This is a genomic window from Streptomyces rubiginosohelvolus, assembly GCF_014649875.1.
Lineage (GTDB): Bacteria > Actinomycetota > Actinomycetes > Streptomycetales > Streptomycetaceae > Streptomyces > Streptomyces rubiginosohelvolus.
In genome coordinates this window covers 179,301-202,812 of sequence record NZ_BMTW01000004.1, presented here as the reverse complement: position 1 = coordinate 202,812, position 23,512 = coordinate 179,301, and the positions used below count along the sequence as shown (strand labels likewise).

4 protein-coding genes are annotated in these 23,512 nt (G+C 72.7%); all 4 read left to right on the top strand.

Translation table 11 applies throughout. The features are described 5' to 3' along the window. Window position 1 precedes the first annotated feature (1 nt). Window positions 2-3,532: an AAWKG family protein gene (locus tag IE134_RS13105; RefSeq protein ID WP_189430547.1), complete on the top strand. Its 3,531-nt coding sequence runs from the start codon at window positions 2-4 to the stop codon at window positions 3,530-3,532. 112 nt (window positions 3,533-3,644) lie between these two features. Further along, complete coding sequence (locus IE134_RS13100) at window positions 3,645-4,100, top strand: YbaB/EbfC family nucleoid-associated protein (protein ID WP_030714537.1); 456 nt, start codon at window positions 3,645-3,647, stop codon at window positions 4,098-4,100. Window positions 4,101-4,104: 4 nt separating this feature from the next. Then, the gene (locus tag IE134_RS13095) at window positions 4,105-4,473 is read left to right on the top strand and encodes a hypothetical protein (RefSeq protein WP_030714536.1); all 369 of its coding nucleotides are present in this window, start codon (window positions 4,105-4,107) and stop codon (window positions 4,471-4,473) included. 114 nt (window positions 4,474-4,587) lie between these two features. After that, the gene (locus IE134_RS13090) at window positions 4,588-23,508 is read left to right on the top strand and encodes a DUF8616 domain-containing protein (protein WP_373296820.1); all 18,921 of its coding nucleotides are present in this window, start codon (window positions 4,588-4,590) and stop codon (window positions 23,506-23,508) included. Window positions 23,509-23,512 lie beyond the last annotated feature (4 nt).

The following is a 23,512-nucleotide window of genomic DNA, read 5'->3' as shown; positions in this document are numbered from 1 at the left end:
GGTGGCTGACCGGTACGACGAATCATCCGTGGAGAACGTCGACAAGTACGAGGACACGGAAGCGGCCTCAGCCGACAACTGGGCCGACCTCGTCAAGCACATCACCGGGTACCCCGTGCCCGAGCGCGGCAAGGTCTTCGACACGCTCCGCTCCGACCACGGCGGCAAGCTCTTCCGGATGGACATCAAGGAGCGCAGCCTCAGCCTCCTGGTCAAGGACTCCGGCTTCCTGCAGAACAAGGGCCAGGACTACGACATCTGGTTCTTCGACAGCGGAAAGAAGCGTTCCATCATGCAGGCCCGGATCGTCTTCGAGGGCCGCGTGAAGTCCGGAGACGAGATCATCTTCGCCGGCACCGACTCCACCGACGTCAACAACGTGTCCGTCCGCGAGGGCAACGAGTTCACGGACTACAACAAGGACAAGTTCAGCACCATCCCGTTGGCCCAGTACATGAACGGGCCCCGGGCGGCGCTCATCGCGCTGCTGAACGGGAACAGCGGCGACGGCCGGTTCAGCGGTCTGGTCGCCAAGGAGTCCGACACCGTCGACCTGGACTCCTTCAACAACGCGGGTCACTCCTTCGACTACGCGGCCAAGTTCTTCAAGGACCACGCACCTCTCCTCAAGGACTGGGAAGACCGTTTCGGCCGCGACGACGCGAGCTGGAAGGGAGAGGCCGCGGAGGTCTTCCGCAGCCTCATCACGAAGATCCGCGAGAACTACGACAGCTACGTCGAGACCTTCAACAGCACGGCCGGCACCGGGGACCAGACCGGCACCGGCAACACCGTGTACTCCCGTGCCCTCTCCCTGGGCCGCCAGCATCTGGAACAGGCCGCCAGGGACCTGCTGGCCGCCTGGCTCAAGTGGGCCCAGTCCGACTACTACGACCCGCACCGGGTGCTGCGCTACGTCCTGGACGACCTGGCCCAGTGGGTCGACGCCAACAACGTGGCCAAGACGGAGATCACGTCCACGACCACCCGCTACACCACCACGGTCCGCCACAGCCCGCACGGCGACTTCTCGCAGACGCATCCGGAATACCTCGACCTCACCGACATCGCCAACTGGGCGAAGGTCGGCGACAAGGCGGTCGACATCTGGAGCCGGGGCGTGGACGACTACCTCGTCAAGCCCGCCCGCGAGGTGCAGTCCCGCCTGAACAACCAGTTCCTCTCGCTCTCCGAGGACTTCTCCGAGAACGTACCCGAGCCGAAGTCGACCGGTACGGCCTCGGAGGCGTACGAGGAGAAGAAGGCGGAGGAGGAGCGGGAGAGGATCGAGAAGGAGAACGAGGAGAACCGCCGCTACCAGGACGAGCTGCGGGAGGAGCAGCGCCTGCAGCGGGAGGAGGACAAGCGGCTCCAGGAGGAGCTCCGCAAGGAGCAGGAGGAGCAGCGCGAGGAGGACCGGAAGTACCAGGACGAGCTCCGGGAGGAGCAGCGCCTCCAGCGCGAGGAGGACAAGAAGCTCCAGGACGAGCTGCGCGAGGAGCAGAACCAGCAGCGCGAAGAGGACAAGCGGTACCAGGAGGAGCTGCGCGAGGAGCAGCGGCGAGAGCAGGAAGAGGCCAAGCGGGAGGCCGAGGAACAGGCCAAGCAGATGGAGGAGAGCCTCGGCAACATCAACGGGCCGGGCGGCGGAGGCGAGAACCTCGGCAACCTCGACGACCTGCTCAACCTCAAGCAGGACGTCCCGGTGACGGAGAGCCTGGGCGATCTCGGCGGCATCAACAACCCCGGGGGCCAAGGCGGTTCGAACACTCCGAGCCTCGACGACGTGAACAACGCGGTCTCCGAGAACCTCGGCAACCTCGGTGACGTGAACAACCCCGCCGGTGGCCCGGTGCCCGTGACCTCCAACCTCGGAAATCTCGGCGGGATCAACGGCGGTCCCGGATCCACGCGGAACCCCAACGACGCGGCCAACCAGGCGATCACCGAGAACCTGGGCAGCCTGGGCGACCTCAACAACGGTACGGGCGGGTCCCTCGACACCCCGACCGGCGGCCGGACCCAGCTCGACGGCAACCAGCTCACCACCGACTTCCCGGACGGCAGCGGCACTTCCTTCGACGCGGACAGCGGAGTGCTCACCACCACCCACCCGGACGGCAGCGTCACCACGCAGGACCTGGGCGACGGCGCCCGGGTCACCAACGCGGACGGTTCGGTCACCTCCCTCGGCGACGACGGCAAGCTGACGACGACGTTCCCGGACGGTACGAAGCAGGAGATCGATCCCGCGACCGGTCAGGCCGTCTCCACCGCCCCGGACGGCACCGTCACCACGGAGAACCTCGGCAACCTCGGGGGTCTGAACGGCCGGAACGACATCGGGGACCTCGGGGATCTGGGCAACATCAACGCCGACCTGCCGACGGAGTCCCCCGGCGACCTCGGTGACCTCGGCGACCGGGAGACCATCAACGACCTGGGCGACCTCGGGAACCTCAACACTGACGACGTCGGCCTGGAATCCCCGACCGGCAGCCTCACCGGGCTGGAGAACGGCGACTTCGCCACCACGTTCCCGGACGGCGGCAAGACCGTCTTCGACCCCGATACGGGGCAGCTCACCAGTATCGCCCCGGACGGCTCCGAGGTCACCACCGACCTCACCCACGGGGCCGAGGTCACCAACCCGGACGGTTCCGTCTCGTCGCTGGACAACGGCCGGTTCCTCAACTCCTTCCCGGACGGCTCCAGCCACTCCATCGACCCGGACACCGGGATCGCCACCGTCACCGACCCGCAGGGCAGGACGGAGACGGTCACCCTCGACGAGCTCAACTCGCGCGGGAGCGACAACAACAGGCCGGACTTCCTGGACGACTTGAGGGACCTCGGCCAGGACCGTGACCTCGGCAACCTCGGTGACCTCAACGGGAACCGGGACCTGGACGGCCTGAACGAGAACCGGGATCTCGATCTCGACGGGCTCAAGGACCTCGCCAACGGCAGCAGCGGCGGCGGGGGAGGCGACGGGACCACCACCCGGGACGTCCCCCTCTCGGAGCTGGGGCTGAGCGCCCAGGCGGGAGCAGGCGGTTCCGGCGGTGGCCTCCCCGGCGCGAACCTTCCGTCGTCGGAGACCCTCGGCCAGGTCTCCCCGCTCTCCGACAGCGCCACGAACAACGCGATGACCCCCAACACCGGCGGCGGCCCGGGAGCCCCCGGAGCCCCGGGCACGCCCGGCACCCCCGGTATGCCGATGGGCGGCGGCATGGGCGGTATGGGCGCGGGCGGCGAGAAGGGCAACGGCGAGCGTGTGCGCGCCGTCCTGGTCGACGCGGCGGAGGAGAGCGAACGCCGTAACCGCCGCAGGCGCAGCCCGTGGAACCGCCAGGAGGACAGCGACACCTTCCTCACCCCGGCCTCCCGGGTGACCACCACCGGCGGCGAATCCCCGGAGGAGGAACAGGAGCAGGGGCGCCGGCCCATGACATCCGCCGACTACCTGGAGGAGGACGCGGACGTCTGGGGCACCGAGGAGGGCGGCACCCCGGCCGTGATCGGCAGGTGACGGCCTGTCAGGCCGTCACGGCTGGGCCGGATGTGCGAGCCCGGCGAGGGGAACGTACGGTCATGCGTACGGGCGACGGAACGATCATCAGGACGGAACGAGGGGCACGCGCGTGACGGAACCACTGGAGAAGCGCCTGGAGAAGGCCATGGCCGAACTGCAGGCCGCTCAGGAGGCGGTGGCGCGTACCGAGCGCGAACTGCGGTCGGCGTCCTTCTCCGTGCTCTCCTCCGACCGGGCGGTACGGGCCACCGCGGGCCCGCAGGGCGAGCTGACCGGGATCGAGTTCCTGGAGAACAAGTACCGCGACATGTCCCCGCAGGAGCTGGCCGCCAGCGTCCTGGAAGCGGCGAGCGCGGCCCGGCTGAAGATGAACCGGCATGTGATGAAGGCGATGGCCCCCTTCACCGAACCCAGCAGCAACGTGCCGGAGTTGAAGGGCTTCGAGCTGGACTGGGAGCGCGTCTTCGGCCCCGAGGTCCTGCGGGAGGACGACGAGACCACCTCGCGCGGCGGCCCGGCGACCCCCGCCTGGCGGGACGCGCTCGGCGACGAGGGAGAGGACTGACGGGATGGGACAGCGGTACTACGTCGACCCGGAGCGCATCGAGGCGCTGGCACGCCAGTTGGAGGAGATCGGGACGCTCACCCGGACCATGACCGAGGAGTTCCTCGACGAGCTGGCGCCCACGGTCAGCTGGCCCGGAACCAACAGCGAGTTCTCGGAGAAGGCCAAGCCGCAGGAGCAGAAGGAGCGGCAGACCACCAAGGACACCATGCTCTCCATCCGGGACGCGCTGGTCGGCATCACCGACGCCACGATCGGCAACGTCCGGATGATGAAGGACACCCGCGACCGCAACATCGACGAGATCGAGCACGGCAACAGCCGCCTCGAAACCGATGGATTCGACGGCCCGGGCGGGCATGGCCGGCGCTGACCTCCGCACCGCAGGCCGCTCCCGTACGCGACCGGGAGCGGCCGCTCCGTCCTGCCCGCACGGCCCCCGGGGCGGCCGCCGGTGAGCATCCAGGTATCGCCCGAGGTCAACGCCATGATCTTCATCCTCACCGGGGAGAAGCTCATGGACGCCGACGAGGACCTCGCCTTCGAGAGCCGCCGGCCCTACTCCGGCCTCGGGCGCAAACTGGACCGGCTGTCCTCGCTGATCGACAAGTCGATCCACGACATCGGCGAGTCCATGCCGGACGACCTCGCCTCGTCGTACGCCAAGGCGATGGGCATGCTCATCGACGACGGCGGCAAGAACTACCTGCGCGAATTCTCCGACCAGCTCGACAAGATCGCCGAGGGCCGCCGCAAGACCTCCATGGACATCATGGAGTCCAAGTGGCAGGTCATCGCCGAGATCATCCGGCTGCTCATCGAGATCGCCATCTACCTCGCGATGTCCTTCTTCACCGGTGGCGCCTCGGCCAGCCAGATCATGATGGCCAAGCTGCGCAGCCGCTTCTTCATCCTCACCACCCTCAGCCACCTCCTCCAGCGGCTGCACCTCGCACCCTCGCTGACCGAGGCGTTCGCCGAGGCGTTCACCACCTTCGCGGTCCGGCTCGCGATGATGAACTTCGCCCCGGACGGCCGCCGCCCGGACGGCATCGACTGGAGCGACATCGGCAAGGCCGCCGCGTTCGGCGCGGCGGCGGGGTTCTTCACCAGCGTCTTCGAGAAGTTCGCCAAGGACATCGTCCGCAGCTTCGACGGCAACTTCCTCAAGGGCGGCCCTGATCTCGACTTCAAGAACCCCAACTGGCGGGACACGCCGAACGTCGACATCAAGACCAACGGCCCGACCCCCAACCCCAACCCCAAGCCCGGTCCTGACCTTCCCGATCCCCCGAAGGACCGCCCCGACCCGAACCCGTACGGCAACGGCCCCACACCCACGCCCGGCCCGGTGCCCGTCACCTTCCGGGACGGCCCGTTCTCCTTCCGCAACAACCCCGAACTGTGGCGCAACAGCCAGATCCTGCGCCTCAACCTCGACCGGCCGGGCGCGCTGGTCGCACACTACGGCCTGAAGGGGACGGCGGACTTCATCGCCGCGGGGGCGGGCGAGGTGGTCGCGGAGATCCTGATCAAGGGCGCATTCGAGGGTGACTGGTCCTCCAGCTGGACCACCTTCTTCGGCGCGGGCATCAGCAGCCGGGTCGAGTCCTCGCTCATGGGCGCCGCGCTGAACAGCGGAGCCGAACTCCGGCACGCCATCGACAAGTTGCGCAACCAGCCGCCACCGACCGTCTCCGGCGGCAACGGCGACGGCACCGGGGCGGATAGCCCGGACCGCACCGAGGGCTCCTCCCGTACGGACGGCACCGGCAGCGACGGCCCCGGGCCCGGTCTCTCCTCGCCGCCGCCGGTCGTCCAGCAGACCACGGGCCAGGGCGACTTCACCGGCAGCCAGTCACCGCCGCCGTACATGTCGCAGGACGCGCCACCGCCCTACCTCTCGGCCGACCCCCCGCCGTACACGCCGGGCCCCCTGCCGGTGACGGCCGCCGAGAACGCGCTGTGGCAGCAGGTCCACCAGGGCCCGGCCGATGTCCGGGAGCAGGCGCTGCGGGACCTCGCCGCCCTCCGGGGCTCCCAGCCGCCGGGCCCTGCCGAGATCGGCGTACGCGACGGGGTGCACGAGAGGCTGTCGCAGGTGCCCGAGGTACGCGTGGTGCCCGGCGGGAACAGCCCGGCCGGTCAGGTGGACACCGACGAGGTGCGCCGGGCCCTGGAGAGCCTCGGCACGCCGGTGACGGTGGACGCGCCGATCGTGGGGGAGGGGCCGGGGGCGTCGCCGGTGGACGGTGCGCCCGGCGGGGCGGAGAGCCCGGTACGTTCGCCCGGGACCGGTGCGTCCGGCGAGGTCGGGACCGTCGGTTCGCCCGAGACCGGTGCGTCCGGCGAGGTCGGGACCGTCGGTTCGCCCGAGACCGGTACGTCCGGAGAGGCGGGCACCGTGGACTCGCGGGGTACGGAGACCTCCTCCGACCCCGAGGCCCGCGATGTGCGGGGTGATGCCCCGGTCACCGCCGACGGTGCCGGCACCGGTGCGCCTCCGCTCACCGTCGTGGTCTCCGAGGGCCCGCCGCCCCTCGCCGCATCGCCGGAGGCGGCCGAACTGCTGGACGGCGCCGGGGTGGACCGGGCCGTGGTGCTCGGTCCGCCGACCGGGTCCGACGCGGCGGGGCAGCCGGTGCGCGAGGCGGTCGAGCTGACCCGGGAGGGTCCCGGCGCGCCGGTGGAGGTCCGTCCGCTCACGGGACCCGAGTTCGCCGGGGCGCCCGACAGCGGCGTGAACACGGCGTTCCCCGGCGCGAACGTGCTGCTGCCGCTCGCCGACGCCCTCGGGGTGCCGCCCGTGATGGCGGCCGCTCCGCCGCCCGCCGCATCGACCGTCCCGCCCGCCGCATCGACCGTCCCGCCCGCCACATCGGCCGTCCCGCCCGCCACATCGGCCGGCTCTCCCACCACGTCGACGGCCTCGCCCCCGCGTTCCCTCTCGCAGGGCGACACCGGCACAGCCGAGGCGTCGCCGGGCGAGCAGACGCAGCAGACGACGGGCACACAGGAGACGCCGGAGCCGCCCGCCGTCACCGAGTCCGGTCAGGTCGACCCCGTTACCGCGCCTCCCCGCACCGAGTCCGAGCACCGCGACATCGACCCGTCCTCGGTGAAGGTGGTGTCGGGCGAGCCTGCCCCCACCCCCGGTGACCTGCCGGGCCCCGACGCCAAGCCTTCGGTGATCACCACCACCAGTTCCACGCCCGGCCCGGACGTCAAGGCTCCGCTCGCCGACAACGCCCCCGAGGCCGCCCCGGACATCAAGCCGACGGTCATCCCGACCTCCTCGGCCCCCACGACCACGCCCACCGACCCACCCGCCGCCTCCAAGCTCGCCGCCGACGCCCGCCCCTGGACCGAGACGGCCACCGATCTGCACCTGGAGTCGGGCCGTGGCGACGCGGACACCACCCCCACCGCCACGCCCGGGCAGATCACGGTCCGCCCCGCAGACCCGGCATCTGGCCAACCACCGCAGACGCTCCGGGACTTCCTCCCGGAGGACCAGTGGTGGACCTTCTACATCGACCCCAAGAACCACCAGGCCGCGCTCGAAGCCTTCCCGGACGACCCCGGCTCCTACTACGACCACGACCGCTCACCCGGCTTCCAACAGGGCATGGTGTCGGCGTACACGCAGTTCCTCGGCGACCCCGCCACCGTCGCCACGCCCATGGACTCGACCTCGTACCGGACGATGCACGGGCTGGCCACCGGCCACCTCGGCCGGACGATCGGCTGGTCCGGCGGCGGTGCCACGCAGTTCCCGCTGCGAGGGGAGACGCTCGCCGACGACATCTTCGACGAGCGCATCGGCGAACAGCTGCTTGTCTACGACACGACCAGCCGCGACTGGTCCACGCCGCTCCCCAAGCCCCGGCCGGTCACCATCCTGACCCGGTTCATGCACAACAACCCCTCTCTGGCGACCAATTACGGCAAGAACGCGGCCCCCGGCCTCGTCGACACGCTGTTCCAGCAGCACTACGCCCGGGTGTCCGACCCCGACGCCGACGACGCGGCCAAACTCGCCTCCATCGTCCGTACCATCCGGGCGCTGCACGTCGTCCACCCGTTCCAGGACGGCAACCTCCGGTCCAACGTGCAGATCCTGCTGCCGAAACTCCTCCTGGAGCAGGGCCTGCGCCCGGTCGTGCCGGACAACATGTACAGCCTGTTCCAGGGCGGGCGTTCCGTACCGCAGATGGTCGACTCCCTGATCCGTAACGGCGCACTGGACACCGGAAGGCCGCGCCCGCCGCAGGGCGAGACCGCCGCCGAGGTGAACCTGGAGTCGCGGCGGGACAACGTCATGGACACGGGCGACAACCCGGTGGCCCCGATCGCCACGAGCAGCAGCACCGACGGCGACACCAGCACGCCGCCTCCCACCGCCGGGCCCTCCGTCACCACGCTCGACCGGAAGACGGTGCCCTTCAGCGAGCTCCGGCGCTTCGTGCCCCAGACCACGACCGCTCCGCAACCCGGCGTGGCCGTGCAGACGGTGACCATCTCGCAGGGCCCGGCCGAGGACGGCACGGCACGCAGTTCCGGCCGTGAGGCGCTGCTCGGGCAGGACAGTTTCCGCGGAGTGCGCACCACCGCGGCCGAACCCCCGCCCCCCGGCACCTCCGAGGCCCCGCCCGCTCCCCGTACCGTCTTCACCGGCCCGCCGACCGCCCTCCCCGGCTCCGGAACCGAGCGCGGCGCCGACTACTTCGTCGGCCACGGCACGCCCCGCACGGTCACCCTCGGCACGGACAACGCCGCGTACCCCACCGTCAAGATCAGCGGCGTCCAGCTCGGCGAGGTCCTCAAGTCCTGGGCACAGGACGGGGACCAGGACCGGCCGCTGGTGCTGTTCTCCTGCGAGACCGGGCAGCAGCCGAAGATCGCGGGGCTGCCGGTCGCCCAGCACGTCGCCAACCGGACCGGGCGCCCGGTGTACGCGCCGACGACCGAGGCGGGCACCGCGAAGGACCGGGACGGCAACGTCCGCGCGGTCCTCGGCGAAGGCCCCGACGGGCCGGGCCGGTGGCGGCTGTTCACCCCCGAGCCCGCCGGGACCGCGCTGGACGACCTGGCGCGTGACGCCGGACTGCACGCGGGCCCGGACCCGGCCGACGCCTTCGCCCGCGCCCGTACCCTCCAGCAGATCCGCACCCTGCGCGAAGTCCTCGGGCCGGACGCCGAACAGCAGCCCGGAAACCGGGGGTTGCTGGCGGCCCTGGCCTATGTGGACGGCCTGCGCTGGCGTGATCCGGTCACCGCCGCCCGGTACGGCGACGGCCGGATGACCCCGGAGCTGCTCGACCGGATGGTCACCGACTGGCACACCGCCACCAACGGCACCACCGTCGACCCGGCCACCGGCCCCACCCCGGAGCAGTACACCGCGTTCCTGGAAGCCGCAGCCGGACTGCGGGCCGGCGCGACTCCCGAGACCACGCTCGACGGGTTGTTGCCGCCCCCGCCGCCCGAACTGCCCCCGGACACCCTGGTCTCCCAGCCCGACGTGCTCGGCCTCTCCTACGCACGTTCCGCGCAGATCACCTGGTCCCTGTCGAACGCCCCGCTGCCGTTGTCCGAACTGGGCCTCGGCCCTGCCGACACCGCCGAACTGGCCCGCCGCCTGCACCACCCGGAGCTCACGGACCCGACCGGCCCGCAGGACGCCCCGCGGCCCGAAGGAAGCCCGCCCCCGCCGGCGCTCCCGGTCAACGCCCTTGCCGTCAACGCCTACACCGCCCGGCACACGTACGGCATTCCGGAGAAGAACTTCGACAAGTTCCGTGACCTGGCGCGGGACCGGAACGTGGTCGTGGACGTGCGTCCGACGAATCCGTCGGCGCCGAAGTGGCTGGACGCGGGGGCGATGCCGAAGCCGCAGGACATCAAGGCGAAGACGGTCAACGAGGTCGATGTTCTGCTCGGTGCCGATGCGGGGACGATCGGTCTGGTCGGCTATTTCCAACCGGTGCTGCCGGACCAGGGCTCCGTTCCGCACGGTGCCTGGGACCGGGTGCTCTCACGGTTCAACCAGCGGTCCACCGAGTTCCGCGAACTGGCCGGGAAGATGGCCCAGTACGAGGCCGAAGGCCGCTTCGTCGTCCAGGACGGCGTCGTCCACGGTGTCGACGACGCCGGTGACCGGCGCCCGATCACGGGTGACCACGATGTGTTCGACGTGTCGTCCCCCGACGGCTCACGGCTCTCGCATCCCGACCACGACGCGCTGATCGACGAGATGCGGGCCAAGGACATGGCCGTCGTGCACGGCGCGCACATGTTCTGGAATCCGCCGACCGCGTTCGACAAGTCGGTCTTCGACAAGATCGTCAGCTCCCATCAGGGCCCCTCCGGCGAACCGTTGCTCCGCTTCACCCCCAACAGCGACCACGCCGTCCTCACCTGGACGCAGAAGCTCAAGCCCGGACAGGTCGACTCCTACACGGCCCGGCACACGTACGGCATTCCGGAGAAGAACTTCGACAAGTTCCGTGATGTGGCGCGGGACCGGAACGTCGTGGTGGATGTGCGGCCGACGAATCCGTCGGCGCCGAAGTGGCTGGACGCGGGGGCGATGCCGAAGCCGCAGGACATCAAGGCGAAGACGATCAACGAGGTCGATGTTCTGCTCGGCGCCGAGGCGGACACGATCGGTCTGGTCGGCTACTTCCGGCCGGTGCTGCCCGCCGAGGGCTCCGTTCCGCACGGTGACTGGGACCGGGTGGTCTCACGGTTCAACCAGCGGTCCACGGAATTCCACGAACTGGCCGGGAAGATGGCCCAGTACGAGGCCGCCGGCACGTTCACCGTGCACCAGGGGATCGTGTTCGGTTTCGACGACGCGGGCGGCCGCCGTCCGATCACCGGCGACCACGACCTGTTCGACGTGTCCTCGCCGGACGGTTCCCGGATCTCCCCCGCGGCCCACGATGCGCTGATCGACGAGATGCGGGCCAAGGACATGGCCGTGGCGCACGGCGCGCACATGTTCTGGAATCCGCCGACGGCCTTCGACAAGTCGGTCTTCGACAAGATCGTCAGCTCCCACGAGGGCGCGTCCGGCGAACCGCTGCTCCGCTTCAGCCCCGGCAACGACCACGCCGTCCTCGTCCACCCCGAACCCCGCCCGGCCTCGCCGCCGCCCGCCCGCCCGGAGAGCATCGCCGAGGACATGCAGCTCTCCGGCAAGGCCACCGGGACGCCCGGCCTCGCGGACACCGTTCACGCGGACGGCCGGGCCTTCCGCAGGATGCCCGCCAGGGGCGACGGGGACTGCCTCTTCCGGTCGCTCCTCGACACCGCGCGCAGCCACGCCGTCCCGCCCCCCTGGGCCGCCCGGAACGTCGCCGGGCTCCGCGGCCTGCTCCGCGACCGGCTCACCGGCTCCGAACTGCTCGCCCCGGACGTCGAGGCCACCCCCGACCCGGTGCTCGCCGTCGTCGACGACCTCCGGATGACCGCCCTGGCCGGGGTACGGGACGCGGAGGCGCGGGAGCGTATCGGGCAGCGCTGGGACCGGATCGAGCAGTCCGTCGTCAAGGACGGCGACGGACGCCGGTGGCGGAGCATCCTCCGCGACAGCGGCTACCCGCATCTCGCCGACGTGGCGCCCACCCCCGCCGACGCACGGCGGCTCGGCACCGACGGGCTGATCCTCGCGGCGGCCGAACTCCCGGCCCTGTGGTCCTCGCCCTTCGCCGACGCGCTCCCGCTCGCGCTGGCGCACACCCTCGACATCGAGCTGCGGCTCGTCCGCCCCGACGCGTCGGCAGCGACGGGCACGTCCGTCACCCCGCTCAACCCGGGCGGCCGGAGCGGCACCCTGCATGTGGCCTACAACGGCGCCGACCACTACGACGCCCTCGTCCCGGCCACCGCCCTGCCCGCACCGACGACCGCTCCCGCCCCTGCCCCGGCCACCGAAACCCCGGCCGTCTCCGACGTCTTCGGGGAGTGGCTGCGGAGCATGGGCGGGGTCACGGATCTCAGCAGTCCCACCGAGGAGAGCCCGGACCGGGGCGATCCCGTACCGCTGGAGACCCAGCTGGAGCGGCACCGCCCGGCACGGCTGCTGACCGGCGAGGACGCCCGGCCGCCGGGTCCCGCCCCGCGCACCGTCACCTTCGACGACGGCAGCCGTCTGCCCACCGTCCTGATCAGCCCGGACGCCGATCCCGACGACGGCTCCACCGGCCCGGGCGCGCGGACCGCCGCCGGGCCGCCGAGGACGGGGCTCCTCAACGGCCCGGGCGTCCTCACCCTGCGCTCACCCGAGCAGGTCGCGAAGGAGATCTTCGACCAGCTGCCCAAGAAGCTCCGCGCCCAGTTCGACGAGGCGGAGCTGCTGCGCCTGCTGAAGGACCAGCCCGGCGCGTTCACCGCCCCCCGCGGCGCCCGCTTCGTGGGCCGGGAGAAGTCCGGGGTCGGCCACGAGATGATCGTCGAGGCCGTCCCGTACCACCGCTGGGAGCGTTTCGGCGAGGTCGGCGGCGCGACCGTACGGCTGGACACCATGCGGCGCGGTCAGGCCGGTACGGGCGGCGGGCGCAGCGTCGGCGTCGGCCGCCGGGTCGCCGCCGCGCTGGGCATGGGCCCGCCGCTCAACTGGATGCTCAAGATCGGCGTCTCGCTGGGCTGGACCCGGAAGACCGACTACACGCAGGGCACCCAGGCGTACCACCAGAGCGAGTACCGGGCCTGGGAGGGGTCCCACCTGCACCTGGACGACGTCCACTACCGGGTGCGCGTCGAGCGGGTCACCGAGGCGCCGAAGCCCCCCGCGCCGACGGGCCCCGGGCCGGGCACCGCGCCCGCCGCCACGCCCCGGTGGCAGCGCAGCCAGGTGCACTCCGCCGCCTTCGCCATGCGGGACGGGCTGAGCTGGCGGCTCCCGGACGACCTCACCGTGCCCTTCAAGGGGCCGAAGCGCGCCCCGGAGACGCTCACCTTCCCCGACGGGGCCGAACCGCGGATCACCGACACGACCGCCCTCCACCTCACCGATCCGCCGGAGGACGTCGCGCTCGCCATCTCCGGTGCGCGCCCCGGCAGTTCGGCCCACCGCACACTGATCTCGTACGTACGACCCGGGCGGCTCCTCGGCCTCTTCGGGCGGTTCACCGGACCCGTCAGCGGGCCCGAACTGACCCGGGGCAGCGGGCAGCACCCGCTGGGCCATCTGATCGTCGAGCGGTCGATCCCGCACCGGGCCACCCTGGTCACGGAGTCGGTCAAGGCGGAGGTCCGCGACCTCACCCAGACCACGTACCAGAACCAGCGCGCCCACGTCCGCGACACCCGCCTCGGCGTCCAGGTCACCGCCGGGCCCAACTACACCCTCATCGGCCCCGAGACCGACGTACGCCTCCAGGGCGGACCCCTGGTCCGCACCGATCTCAGCGCGGGCCGGGGTCACTACCTCGGCTCGGACGCCGCCCGCAAGGTGACCGGCCGCGTCCGCAACCACCCCATGGCGCTCTACCGGGTGGAGCGCACCCTGATGGTGCGCAAGGCCGGTCAGCCGTCCTCCGCCGCCCGGCCGGTCCGGGTGGTCAGCCTCGACTGGTACTCCACCCAGGACGCGCGCCGCCTCGCGGGCTGGGACAGCCGTACGCCGGGAGCGGCCGGCCCGAACCCGGACGCCGAGCCCCCGGTGCCCTGGTACCTCACCCGCCAGGACCCGGTGCACCTGGGCGGCCAGGTCCGCGCCGAGGGCTTCGTACCCGACCAGCGTCCCCCGGCCCCGGCGACCGCCCCGGCCCCGGCCACCGCGACGACGGCTCCCGCTCCGGTGGCGACCACGTCCGCCCCGGCGACCACGACCACGCCCGCCCCGGCTCTCGCCCCCACCCCTCCGGACCCCCTGAAGGCCTTCACCGACACGGTCCTGGACACGCTGCACCGCGCGTACCCCTCGCTCTTCGTGCCGCCGCTGATGCTGCGCCACCCCCATCTGGCCAAGCTCTGGTACGGGGACGGGCGCATGCGCACCGCGCTGCACAACGAGCGCCAGGTGCGCGAGGCGCTGAACCGGCCCAGCCTCGCGCAGAGCCTCGACGACCTCACGACCACCGGGGTGCCGGTCACCCTCACCGAGGACGGCAAGGTCCGCCGGGGCCACCACACGCTCATCCTGCGCGCCCGCCTCACCGACCGGCGGTTCGAGACCACCCTCAGCGAACGATCGCTGCGCAACGCCGTGATCGGCACCGAGATCTCCGGCCAGGGGCAGCAGGAGTCCACCACCCTCTCCGCCGGGGTCGAGCTGGGCATCTCGCCGCGCGACCACGACAAGGACCCCGGCACCGGGCTGCCCCGCCAGGCGGGCAACGTCTCCCTCGGCGCCCGCTACGCGCAGTCGCGTACCCGCGCCACCAAGAACACCGTCGCGGTCGCCCACGACCAGCTGACCTTCCAGAACGGCGCCGATCTCTACAGCTACCAGGTGGAGTTGGGCGCCACCTTCGAGGGCCACCGCCGCCCGCGGGGCTGGACCCGGCTCGTGTCGGTGGGGCTGCTGGGCGCGGGCGTCTTCGTCAGCAAGGTCGCGGAGCGCCCGCTGTTCGCCCGGGGGACCGAGACCGTCGGGCGGGTGGAGCTGGCCGTCCCCGCCGCCCACGGCTCCGAACGCCACGCCCCCGCCGATCCCCCCGCCACCGGCCCCGCCCCGGCGCCCGCACCCACTCCCGTACCGCGTTCCCTCTCCTCCACCGAGGCGGACCAACTCCTCGACGGCACCCGCCCCTTGCCGCGCACGTCCTCGTCCGACCGGCAGCTCGTGAACAAGCTGCTCAGCGCCCCGCACGTAGTCCTCAGCACCGAAGGCGGCGAGCAGCGCCAGCAGCTCGTCCAGGACACCGCCGACCGCGCCACCGGCACCTCCTGGCACGTCAGCGCCCCCGGCACCCCGATCCGCACCGCCCTGCGCCGGGCCATGGCCAACCTCGGCGTCGCCGGGCAACTCGGCCAGTACCTCGGCCCGTTCGGCTCCCGCATCACCGGGCTCACCGGCGCGGGCCCGTTCTCGACGCACTACCTCAAGGGGGCGGTGCGGGGCGAGCTGGAGAACCTCCGCGTCAAGAGCGACCCGAAGCCCGGCAGCCTCGAAGCCACGATCGGCAACGAACACCGCGTCGCCGGAACCTCCGGCAGCGGCTCCCGGACCACCCTCGGACTCCAGGGCGCCGTGACGCCGGTGCAGCAGGCCCCCGGCCAACAGGCCGTGGTGGGGACGTACTCGACCGCGCTCCAGTACGCCTGGGGCAAGGGCCGCAGCGTCTCCCAGACCCTCACCCGGGGCCGCAACACCACCCTCAGCTACGCCGGCCGGATGTACCTGGTGGTCGCCGACGCCGCCGAGACCGTGGCCGTACGCGACCGCTGGACGGCGGCGATGGGGACGGTCGGCACCCGCGCCGGGGGCCGGATCGGCTCCGCCGCCGGGCGGATCTCCGAACGGCTGGGGCGCGGCCTCTCGCCGCGCCGTGCCGCCGCCGCGCTCCAGCGCGTCCGCGACGCGGTGATGTTCCACCTGCCGATGCAGGACGCGATCGAGGCCGGGCTCGCCCCGGACGGCCTCGGCACCAGCACACCGGCCAACCTCGGCGGCGGCTACCGGCTGCCCCCGTTCCTCCGCCGCCGCCACTTCCCCTCCCACCCCAGCGGCCAGCTCGACGCGAGCCGGGTGGCTCAGCAGCTGATGGGGCAGCTGGAGCGGATGGGCGTGCCCTCGCACGACCGGGAGCAGGTCCTCCAACGGCTCTCGCCGGACTTCCTCCGCTCCCATGTGCACGAGCTGACCACCGACGGGATGGCCCTGCCGGTCCACTACCGCTCCTGGTCCAGCCCCCACCACCTGCCGGTCGGCGGCAGCCCCGGGCAGCTGAAGGTGACCCTGACACCGGTCACCACCACCGTGGAACGGCTGCGTACCGGTTACGAGTTGGAGGACTACCGGACCACCGCCCGCGACGATGTCGACGGCCGCTCCCAGGACCGCGGCGCCGATGCGACGCTCAGCGCGAGCGAACGCGCGGCGGGCAGCGGAGTACTGGTCGCCAACCCGGCGCTCCAAGGAACCGCGGCCAAGCAGCGGTCGAGCAATGTGACCGAGGCGGTCGGCAGTACCGCGATGCCCAACATCGCCACCACCCAGGCCCACGCCGAGATCGTGACCACGTACACCCTGACGGCCACCCTGGTCGACGCGTCCGGGAAGCCGCTCGGCCCCACCGCCACCGCCCCCGTCGGCAGCCTCAACGAGATCCTCCCGGCGAGCCTGCTCTCTCCGGCCGGTGATGGCGCCGACGGCGCGCTCACCGAACAGGATGTGCCAGAACCCCCGCGCGCGGTAAAGGTACTGACGGCACATCAGGCCCTGCCTGACTCCATCACCCGATGGCGGACCACGGACAGTGAGACCGGCGAAAGCGACCCCGACATCCTGCCCTTCGACGATGTGATCGGCTCCGGCATCCTCGCCGTGGACATCCTCGGCTCGGCCAACGTGCAGGACGCCCTGACCCTCGCCACCGCCCGCGCCGACGGCTTCCCCGGCGACGCGGACCTCGGAAAGCGCCACACGGGCACCTCGCTCACCGAACGCGTACGGATGGCCCGCCACACCCCGCTCACCGGACTCGGCACCGCCCCGGCCCAGGCCCAGCAGGAGGCCACCTCCCAGGTCGGTCTGACCGCGGGCTTCCGCGAGGCGCTCGGAGCCGACGGGTCACCGCTGCCCACCCAGTCCTCCGCACGCCTCCTCGGCCAGTCCCACACCGCCGACTCCCGTCTCTACGCAAAGATGCACCGCAGCGGCGCCCGGCTGCTGGCGGTGGAGAACAAGCCGCGTATGGAGGCCATGCAGCGGCGCAAGACCGGCGACGCGCTGGACGCGGGCATCACCGACAACGTCGAGGGTGCGGTCAGTACGTCGCCGCTGGCGGGCAACAGCAACGCGGGCGTGACCAACCCCGGGGCCACGGTCCCGATCGGCGGTACCAACGACTCCACCGCGCTCAGGGGAGCCACCGACACCACCCTCGGCACCCACGTCAAGGTGCTCACCGACCGCAGCATGCTTTTCGCGGTCCCCGTCAGCTGGCTGTCGGTGGCCGAGGTGGACCACCGGGTCACCGACAGCCGCCCGGTGCAGGCCCTCGGCAAGCCCAAGCGCGGGCCCCGCGCCGTCGAGGCCGAGACCACCGCCCTGGTCTGGCTCCGCGAGGACATCGCCCGCGACTACGGCCTCCTGGACGACACCACCTTCCCCGACGAGGCCCGCACCGCCTGGGACGACCAGGCCAAGGCGGCGGCCGACCTCGCCACCGCCGAGAAGAACTACTACGACGCCCGCGCGAAGACCCGGGAGACCTGGCTCGACCTGAGCCCCGAGGAGCAGGCCGCGCTCGGGGACGACATCGGGGACACGACGCCGCCCCCGGAGCTCGCCGCGTCCCCGGCCGTCACCGCCTGGCAGTCCGCCCGCGACGAGGTACGCCGTCGGCAGCAGCACCTGGACGCCGCCGCGAAGGACCACCACCGCCTCCACCTCGCCGCCGCCCGCCTCACCGCCCACCACCAGGGTTCGGGCTCGGTGCCTGTGAAGGACGTACCGCAGGAGTACGCCGCGCCAGACTGGCGCTCCGAGGCACCGGAGCCGTACACGGTCACCGACGCCACCGACTCCGCGCCGCGCACCCTCACCTCGCCGGACGGCCGCACGGTGCACCAGGTGCACGAAGTGCCCCACGACGGGGCCTCGTTCTTCCACGCGCTGCTCGCGACGGCCCAGGACCGGGGCAGGCTGTCCTTCCTGCTCGACGGGGACCTCGCCGACCGGTTCGCGGCCGACCCCGGTGACCTGGCGGTCACCAGGGAGGCCGTCGACGCCGTGCGCAACCGGCTCGCGTGGGCGCTGGGCGACGAGAGCAACCAGGACCTGCTGGACAGCCTGGCCCTGGATGCGGCGGACACCTTCACCCAGGCCGAACTGGACTACGCCGAAATTGATCTGACGAATGCCCAGCAAGCGGAGTTCGACGCGTTCGGCCGGCTTCCGCAGACCGTTTGGCCGAGCCCGGAACAGCGGGTGGCGCTGGCCATGGCAGCCTTGTCACGCCCGTTCACGGCCGAGCCCACGACGGCGGACCCGGACGGCGGGGACCCGGCCCTGCCCGAGCGCCGGGCGGGCGACCACGGCGGCGCGGACCTGCTGCCCGCCCTCGCGGCCCGGGTCCTGGGCACCCCGGTGACCATCGTGACGGGGGAGGGACGGCAGCAGACGTTCCTGCCGCACGGCGCCGACCCGGCGACGGCCGACGCGGCCACCGGCCCGGTGCTCTTCGCCGCCGACGGCTTCTTCTCCGCCGCGCTGACACCCGGCACGACGCCGCCCGTCATCACTGCGCTGCCGACCCCGCCGACCACAGTTACGCCCTCGGGCAGTACGGAGATCACCCCCGTCCCACCCGCCCACCGCAGCCACCCCACCCCGCCCTGGTTGCCACCCGCCGACACCGACGGCCCGCGCTACCGGCTGGACCGGGACGGCCTCCTCACCGCACCCGACGGCGCCACCTACACCCAGGGCGTTCCGGCGGGCCGGGGCAACGGCTTCTTCGCCGCGCTCTCCACGGCCCTGCGCCATGCCGCCGAGCAGCCGGGCCGCGACGCGGGGGCGGCGGCCAGGCTCCGGACCCGCGCCGGGGCGTCGCCCGCCCAGCTGATGCGGCTGAACGGACTTCCCGGCGAACGGGCGGAGCGCGACACGCTGTTCTCGCCCCCGCCCCCCGCGAATCAGATGGGCATTCCCGCGCTGAGCCAGGACGCCCTCGACGGCCGACTGCGCCGCCACCTGGCCAACGCCCCCTGGGGCCCGGAGGCCGACCGCGCGGTGGCCGAGTGGGCGGCGAAGGCGACCGGCGCCACGGTCACCCTGATCGAGGAGAACGGCACCGTCCACACCTACGCTGGCCCCTCCGCCGACGCGCCGGTCCTCCGACTGCGGCGCCGGGGCGGGGACTTCGTACCGCTGCTGCTCCGGACTCCGGCCCCGGCTCCGGCCACGGCCCCGAAGCCGAAGACGCCCACGGACGGCAGCGTCCCTGGGCTGCCCGGGGAGGAAGAGGCGTACGAACTCAGCACGCTGTCCGGCACGGAGCCCCAGCCGCAGCCCCAGCCCCACGGCGGCACCGACTCCGACTCCGACGCGGATTCCGACTCCGACGGCGAGGTGGACACCCGCATCTGGGCCGACCCCGAGTGGCTGACGGCGGTGTTCGGTCCGCAGTGGAACAGGGCCCCGCGCGCCCGGCTACAGGAGACCTCCGAAGCCCTTTACGAGCTGGTCGAGGAGGCGGCGGGCGGCCGCCCGACCCGCGACGGCCTGGCCGACCTCGTCCGGCACGTCCTGCACCTGCCGCACCGGGCCCGGGTGAGCAATCAGGACGTCCTGGACCTGGGAGCGCTGGCGCTGGAAGCGTCGTCGGACGACCTGGCGACCGCTGACGACCTCGCCGTGTACTTCGTCGACCGGCAGATCGAGACCAGGCGGGACGCCCTCGCCGAGGAGACCCTGCTCCGTACGGCGGACCGGACCTCGGCGGAACGGGCTCCGGCGGGACGGGACTTCACCGGGGCGGGCCGGGGCCTCCCGGCCCCGGACTCCTACCTCGCCGAGCGTTCCGGCCGCATGGCCGGGCAGAGTGCGCCGTGGCGGAACCCGTACCTGTTCGTGGCCGAGGCGGCGGAGGGCGGCGGCGTCGAGATCGTCACGCCGTGGCGCACCTTCGTGGTCCGCGACGCCGAGGAGATGGCCCGGATCATCTCGTACGACTCCCGGCGGCCGGGCGGCGCGGACATCGTCCTCGCCCTGCCCCCCGCGTTCGCCGCGCGGGTGGCCAACCTGGTGGCCGGTACGACGGCCCGCCCGGTCTGGTACCCGCTGGGGCCGGCCGAAGTGGCCACCCACCCCACCACCGGGGCCGCCCACCTCGTGGTGCACCGGCGGGCAGGGGAGACCGGGCCGGACTGGACCACGCCCCCGCCGCCGCAGGAGCCCGGCCTGCCCGGCGCCCGCGACCTCAGCAGCGACAGCGAGAGCGACGACGGCCGGGGCGGCGATACCGACAGCGACAGCGGCTCCACCAGCGACGGCGACGCGGAGTTCGACCGGCTGGCCGACCAGTTGCAGTGGGAACGCCGTGTCGACGCCCTGCGCGCCCGTCCTCTGATCACCCGCGACTACGAGGTCGTCGACGACAGCGGCACCGGAGTGCTGTTCACCGAGCCCGGCCTCCGCACGGTCGGTGCAGTCCGTACGGCCGGGACGGATGAAGGGCCCGCGCTGGTCCTGCCCCACCAGACTCCCGCAACTGTCCCCGCCGCCGACCGGCCGCCGCTGCACATCTCCGAGGACCGGACGGTCGCGCTGCTCTCGGCCGGGGACGACACCACCGGACGCGGTAGGCAGGTGTACGCCACCCGGGCGGCGATCGAGCGCTCCTCGGCCCGCCTGGCCGCCGCCGGAGCCGGGGTGCGGCTCGCGGCCGATCCATCAGTGCGGGTGGTGCTCGCCCGGGAGGACGGCACGCCCGGCGAACCGCTGTTCCGCGTGGAGCCCCGGTTCCTCACCGCCTCCGGGTCATCCGAGTACGCCTTCACGCGGGACTTCGCCCGGATGGTCGCGGGAACGGATGCCGCACCGCTCTCCCACTTGGCCTTCCGCACCTCCGGCGGTACGGTCGCCACGGCCCCGGTGAACGGGCTGCACGGCCGGGAGGTGACCGGCACCCACCACCTGGCCCAGGCGCTGACGGAGGTCGCCGACGGCACCCGTACCGGCACCGACGTCACCCCGGTCTGGGCGGCCCGGCAGGCGGGGCGCGACCCGCGCTTCACCGGCGGAGTGGTCGGCGCGCCCACCCCGGGCGAGGCATACGGCCAGGCCCTCCGCCACACCCAGGACAACGCGCTGCGGGGGCCGTTGACCCGTGCCGCCGCCCGGACCGGGGTCAACGAGTACGCCTGGGCGGAGGTCGGCGAGGGCTACCTGATCCAGTCGGTCAGTACCACCAACGACGGCGGCGCCCAGCTCTTCACCCATAACCACGCCAAGCCCGGCGACCCGGTCGGCCCGCACGCCCCGTACCACTTCGCGCAGGTGGTGCTGGCGAGCGAGGACGGCAGCCACCAGGTCACCCTGGAGAACGAGACCCACTCCCGTACACCGATACCGGTGGAACAGCTCGACGCGGTCGTCGACGAGAACCTCGACCGCTACGACGAGGACCAACTGAAGGCCCTGGCACAGGAGTCGGAAGACCGCGCCGCGAAGGCCCGGCGCGATGGCGCGGCCCCGGGGGAGATCGCCCGCCTTGAAGCCTTCGCCCGTGCGGCCCGGGCCCTGGCCGCCGTCCACGAGGCCGAGCACGTCCGGTGGTACTTCACCGAGGACCGCCCCGAACACGCCCTGGCCCAGCGCGAGGTGGATCAGGCCCGCGCCCGCGCAAGGGAAGCCGTACGGGCTGCGGCGCCGGTCCTGGACGACAAGGACCAGTGGTTCTTCCGGGCCTACAGCAGGCGCCCCGGCGAGTCCGCCCACGCGGTCAACGCGGCTCTCCTGTCGGAGCGTTCACCCGCTGTCTCCAATCCGCTCACCGCGGTCGCCCTGCACGGCCACGCGCTCCGCCCGGACCGGCGGACCGTCCGCTTCGCCCAGCAGCAGCACACCCCGTCGGCGGACGCGGACGAGAACCTGGACGCCCTGGCCCTGTCCCTGGCCCGCACCGGCCTGTGGAACCACGCCAACGGACTGCCCCTGCCCACGGTCACCGTCACCGGACACGGCAACCGGTCCCGGGCCAGCGGCCAGAAGCGGGCCGAGGCGGTCGGCAAGGCACTCGGGGACCGGCTGGCCCGGTTGCTGAGGACCTTCCAGGACGGCGCCCCCGGCCCGCACGTCCGGCTCGCCGACTTCACGCTCACCCTGGACGCCCAGCGGGTCCGTCGCGCCACCGACCCGGACCGGGGGCGGACGGTGACCGTGGCCATCGACGACCACCGGCACATCCCGCCCCTGACCTCCGGCCGCCCCGCACCCGTCCGTCCGGCACCCGCCGGGGAGCCGCCCCGCACCGAACCGCTCGCGCTGCCCCACCCGACCGCCGAGCCGACCCCCGGGACGTCACGCCCCACCGGTACGGAACCGTCCACCGCGCCCCCGCCGACGCGCCCCGGCCTTCCTGCGTCCACCACGGCCCCCGCGTCCGCCACCCCCTCCCACCGGGACCGCGACCCGTCCCGCCCCGGCCGCCGGTCCGCGACGCCCAGCCCCGAACGGGGCGCACCGGTGCCTGCCTGGGTCCAGGCCCGTATCCGGTACGCCGAGGAGTCCGTCGCCTTCGAACGGCGACTGGCCGAACACCTCGCCGAGAACGAGGCGGTGACGGAGGAGTTCCGCACGATGGCGCGCGCCGCGTGGGATCGGGCGCGGCAGCAGTACCCGCGCGCCCTCGCCACCTTCGGCAGCGAGAACCCGAGCATGCCCGGGACGGTCGGAACCAGCAGGCCCGCCCTTCAGCAGGTGCTGCGCACCGGCCATCTGAGGGAACTGGTGACCTTCCTGTTCCAGGGCATCTCCAGCGACCTGGTACCCGAGATGCTGGGCGGCAGGGAGGACCCGAACCCGGAGATCGAGCAGGAACGGCCGAGCCGCCGCCAGGCCGAGGGTCGCGCCGAACTGGAGAGGCTGGCAGCTCAGTTGAACCTGGACGACACCCTCTCCGTAACGGAGAAGCAGGCGGCGCTCGCCCGTGCCACCCGGGAGCACACGGTCCAGAGGGACCCCGACGACGTACGCCCACCCCTGAGCCGGGCCGAGCGCCCCTTCGCGGTGAACGACCTCGGCCTCACCTGGATGCCCGCGTCCTCCGTCTACGACCTCGCCATGAGCACCGGCCTTCAGGAGGCGTCCGAGGACACGGGGGGCCTGGTCCTGACCGGCACCGCGGGTTCGACCTACCGCTTCCTGGTGCACGCCGCCCGGATGCGGGACCAGTGGGGGATCGACCTGGACCTCGGGCTGATCCGGGCCGGGATGATCGCCATGTCGCTGTCGGCTGGCCACCACTCGTTCCACGAGGTCATGCGCGGCGCCCAGTTGGCGCTGGACTCGGTTCCCGGCCATGACCCGGCGCTGGACTACCAGGACAACTGGGGCCGGTACTGGAACATCCACCCGCTCACCGAACAGGACCTGCGCACCCACGTCGCCCGGGACGGCCTCTTCCCCGACGAGCACGCCCGGGCCCTGCTCGAAACCCTGGCCTCGCGCCGCACTTCGCTGCCGTCGTCCGACTCGGCCGCGCCGCACCGGCCCGGCAGCCGGTGACTGC

What these genes read in the sequence shown, in the direction of transcription:
- IE134_RS13095 (WP_030714536.1), top strand. Translation starts at nt 4,105, where the DNA reads ATGGGACAGCGGTACTACGTCGACCCGGAGCGCATCGAGGCGCTGGCA.
- IE134_RS13090 (WP_373296820.1), top strand. Translation starts at nt 4,588, where the DNA reads ATGATCTTCATCCTCACCGGGGAGAAGCTCATGGACGCCGACGAGGAC.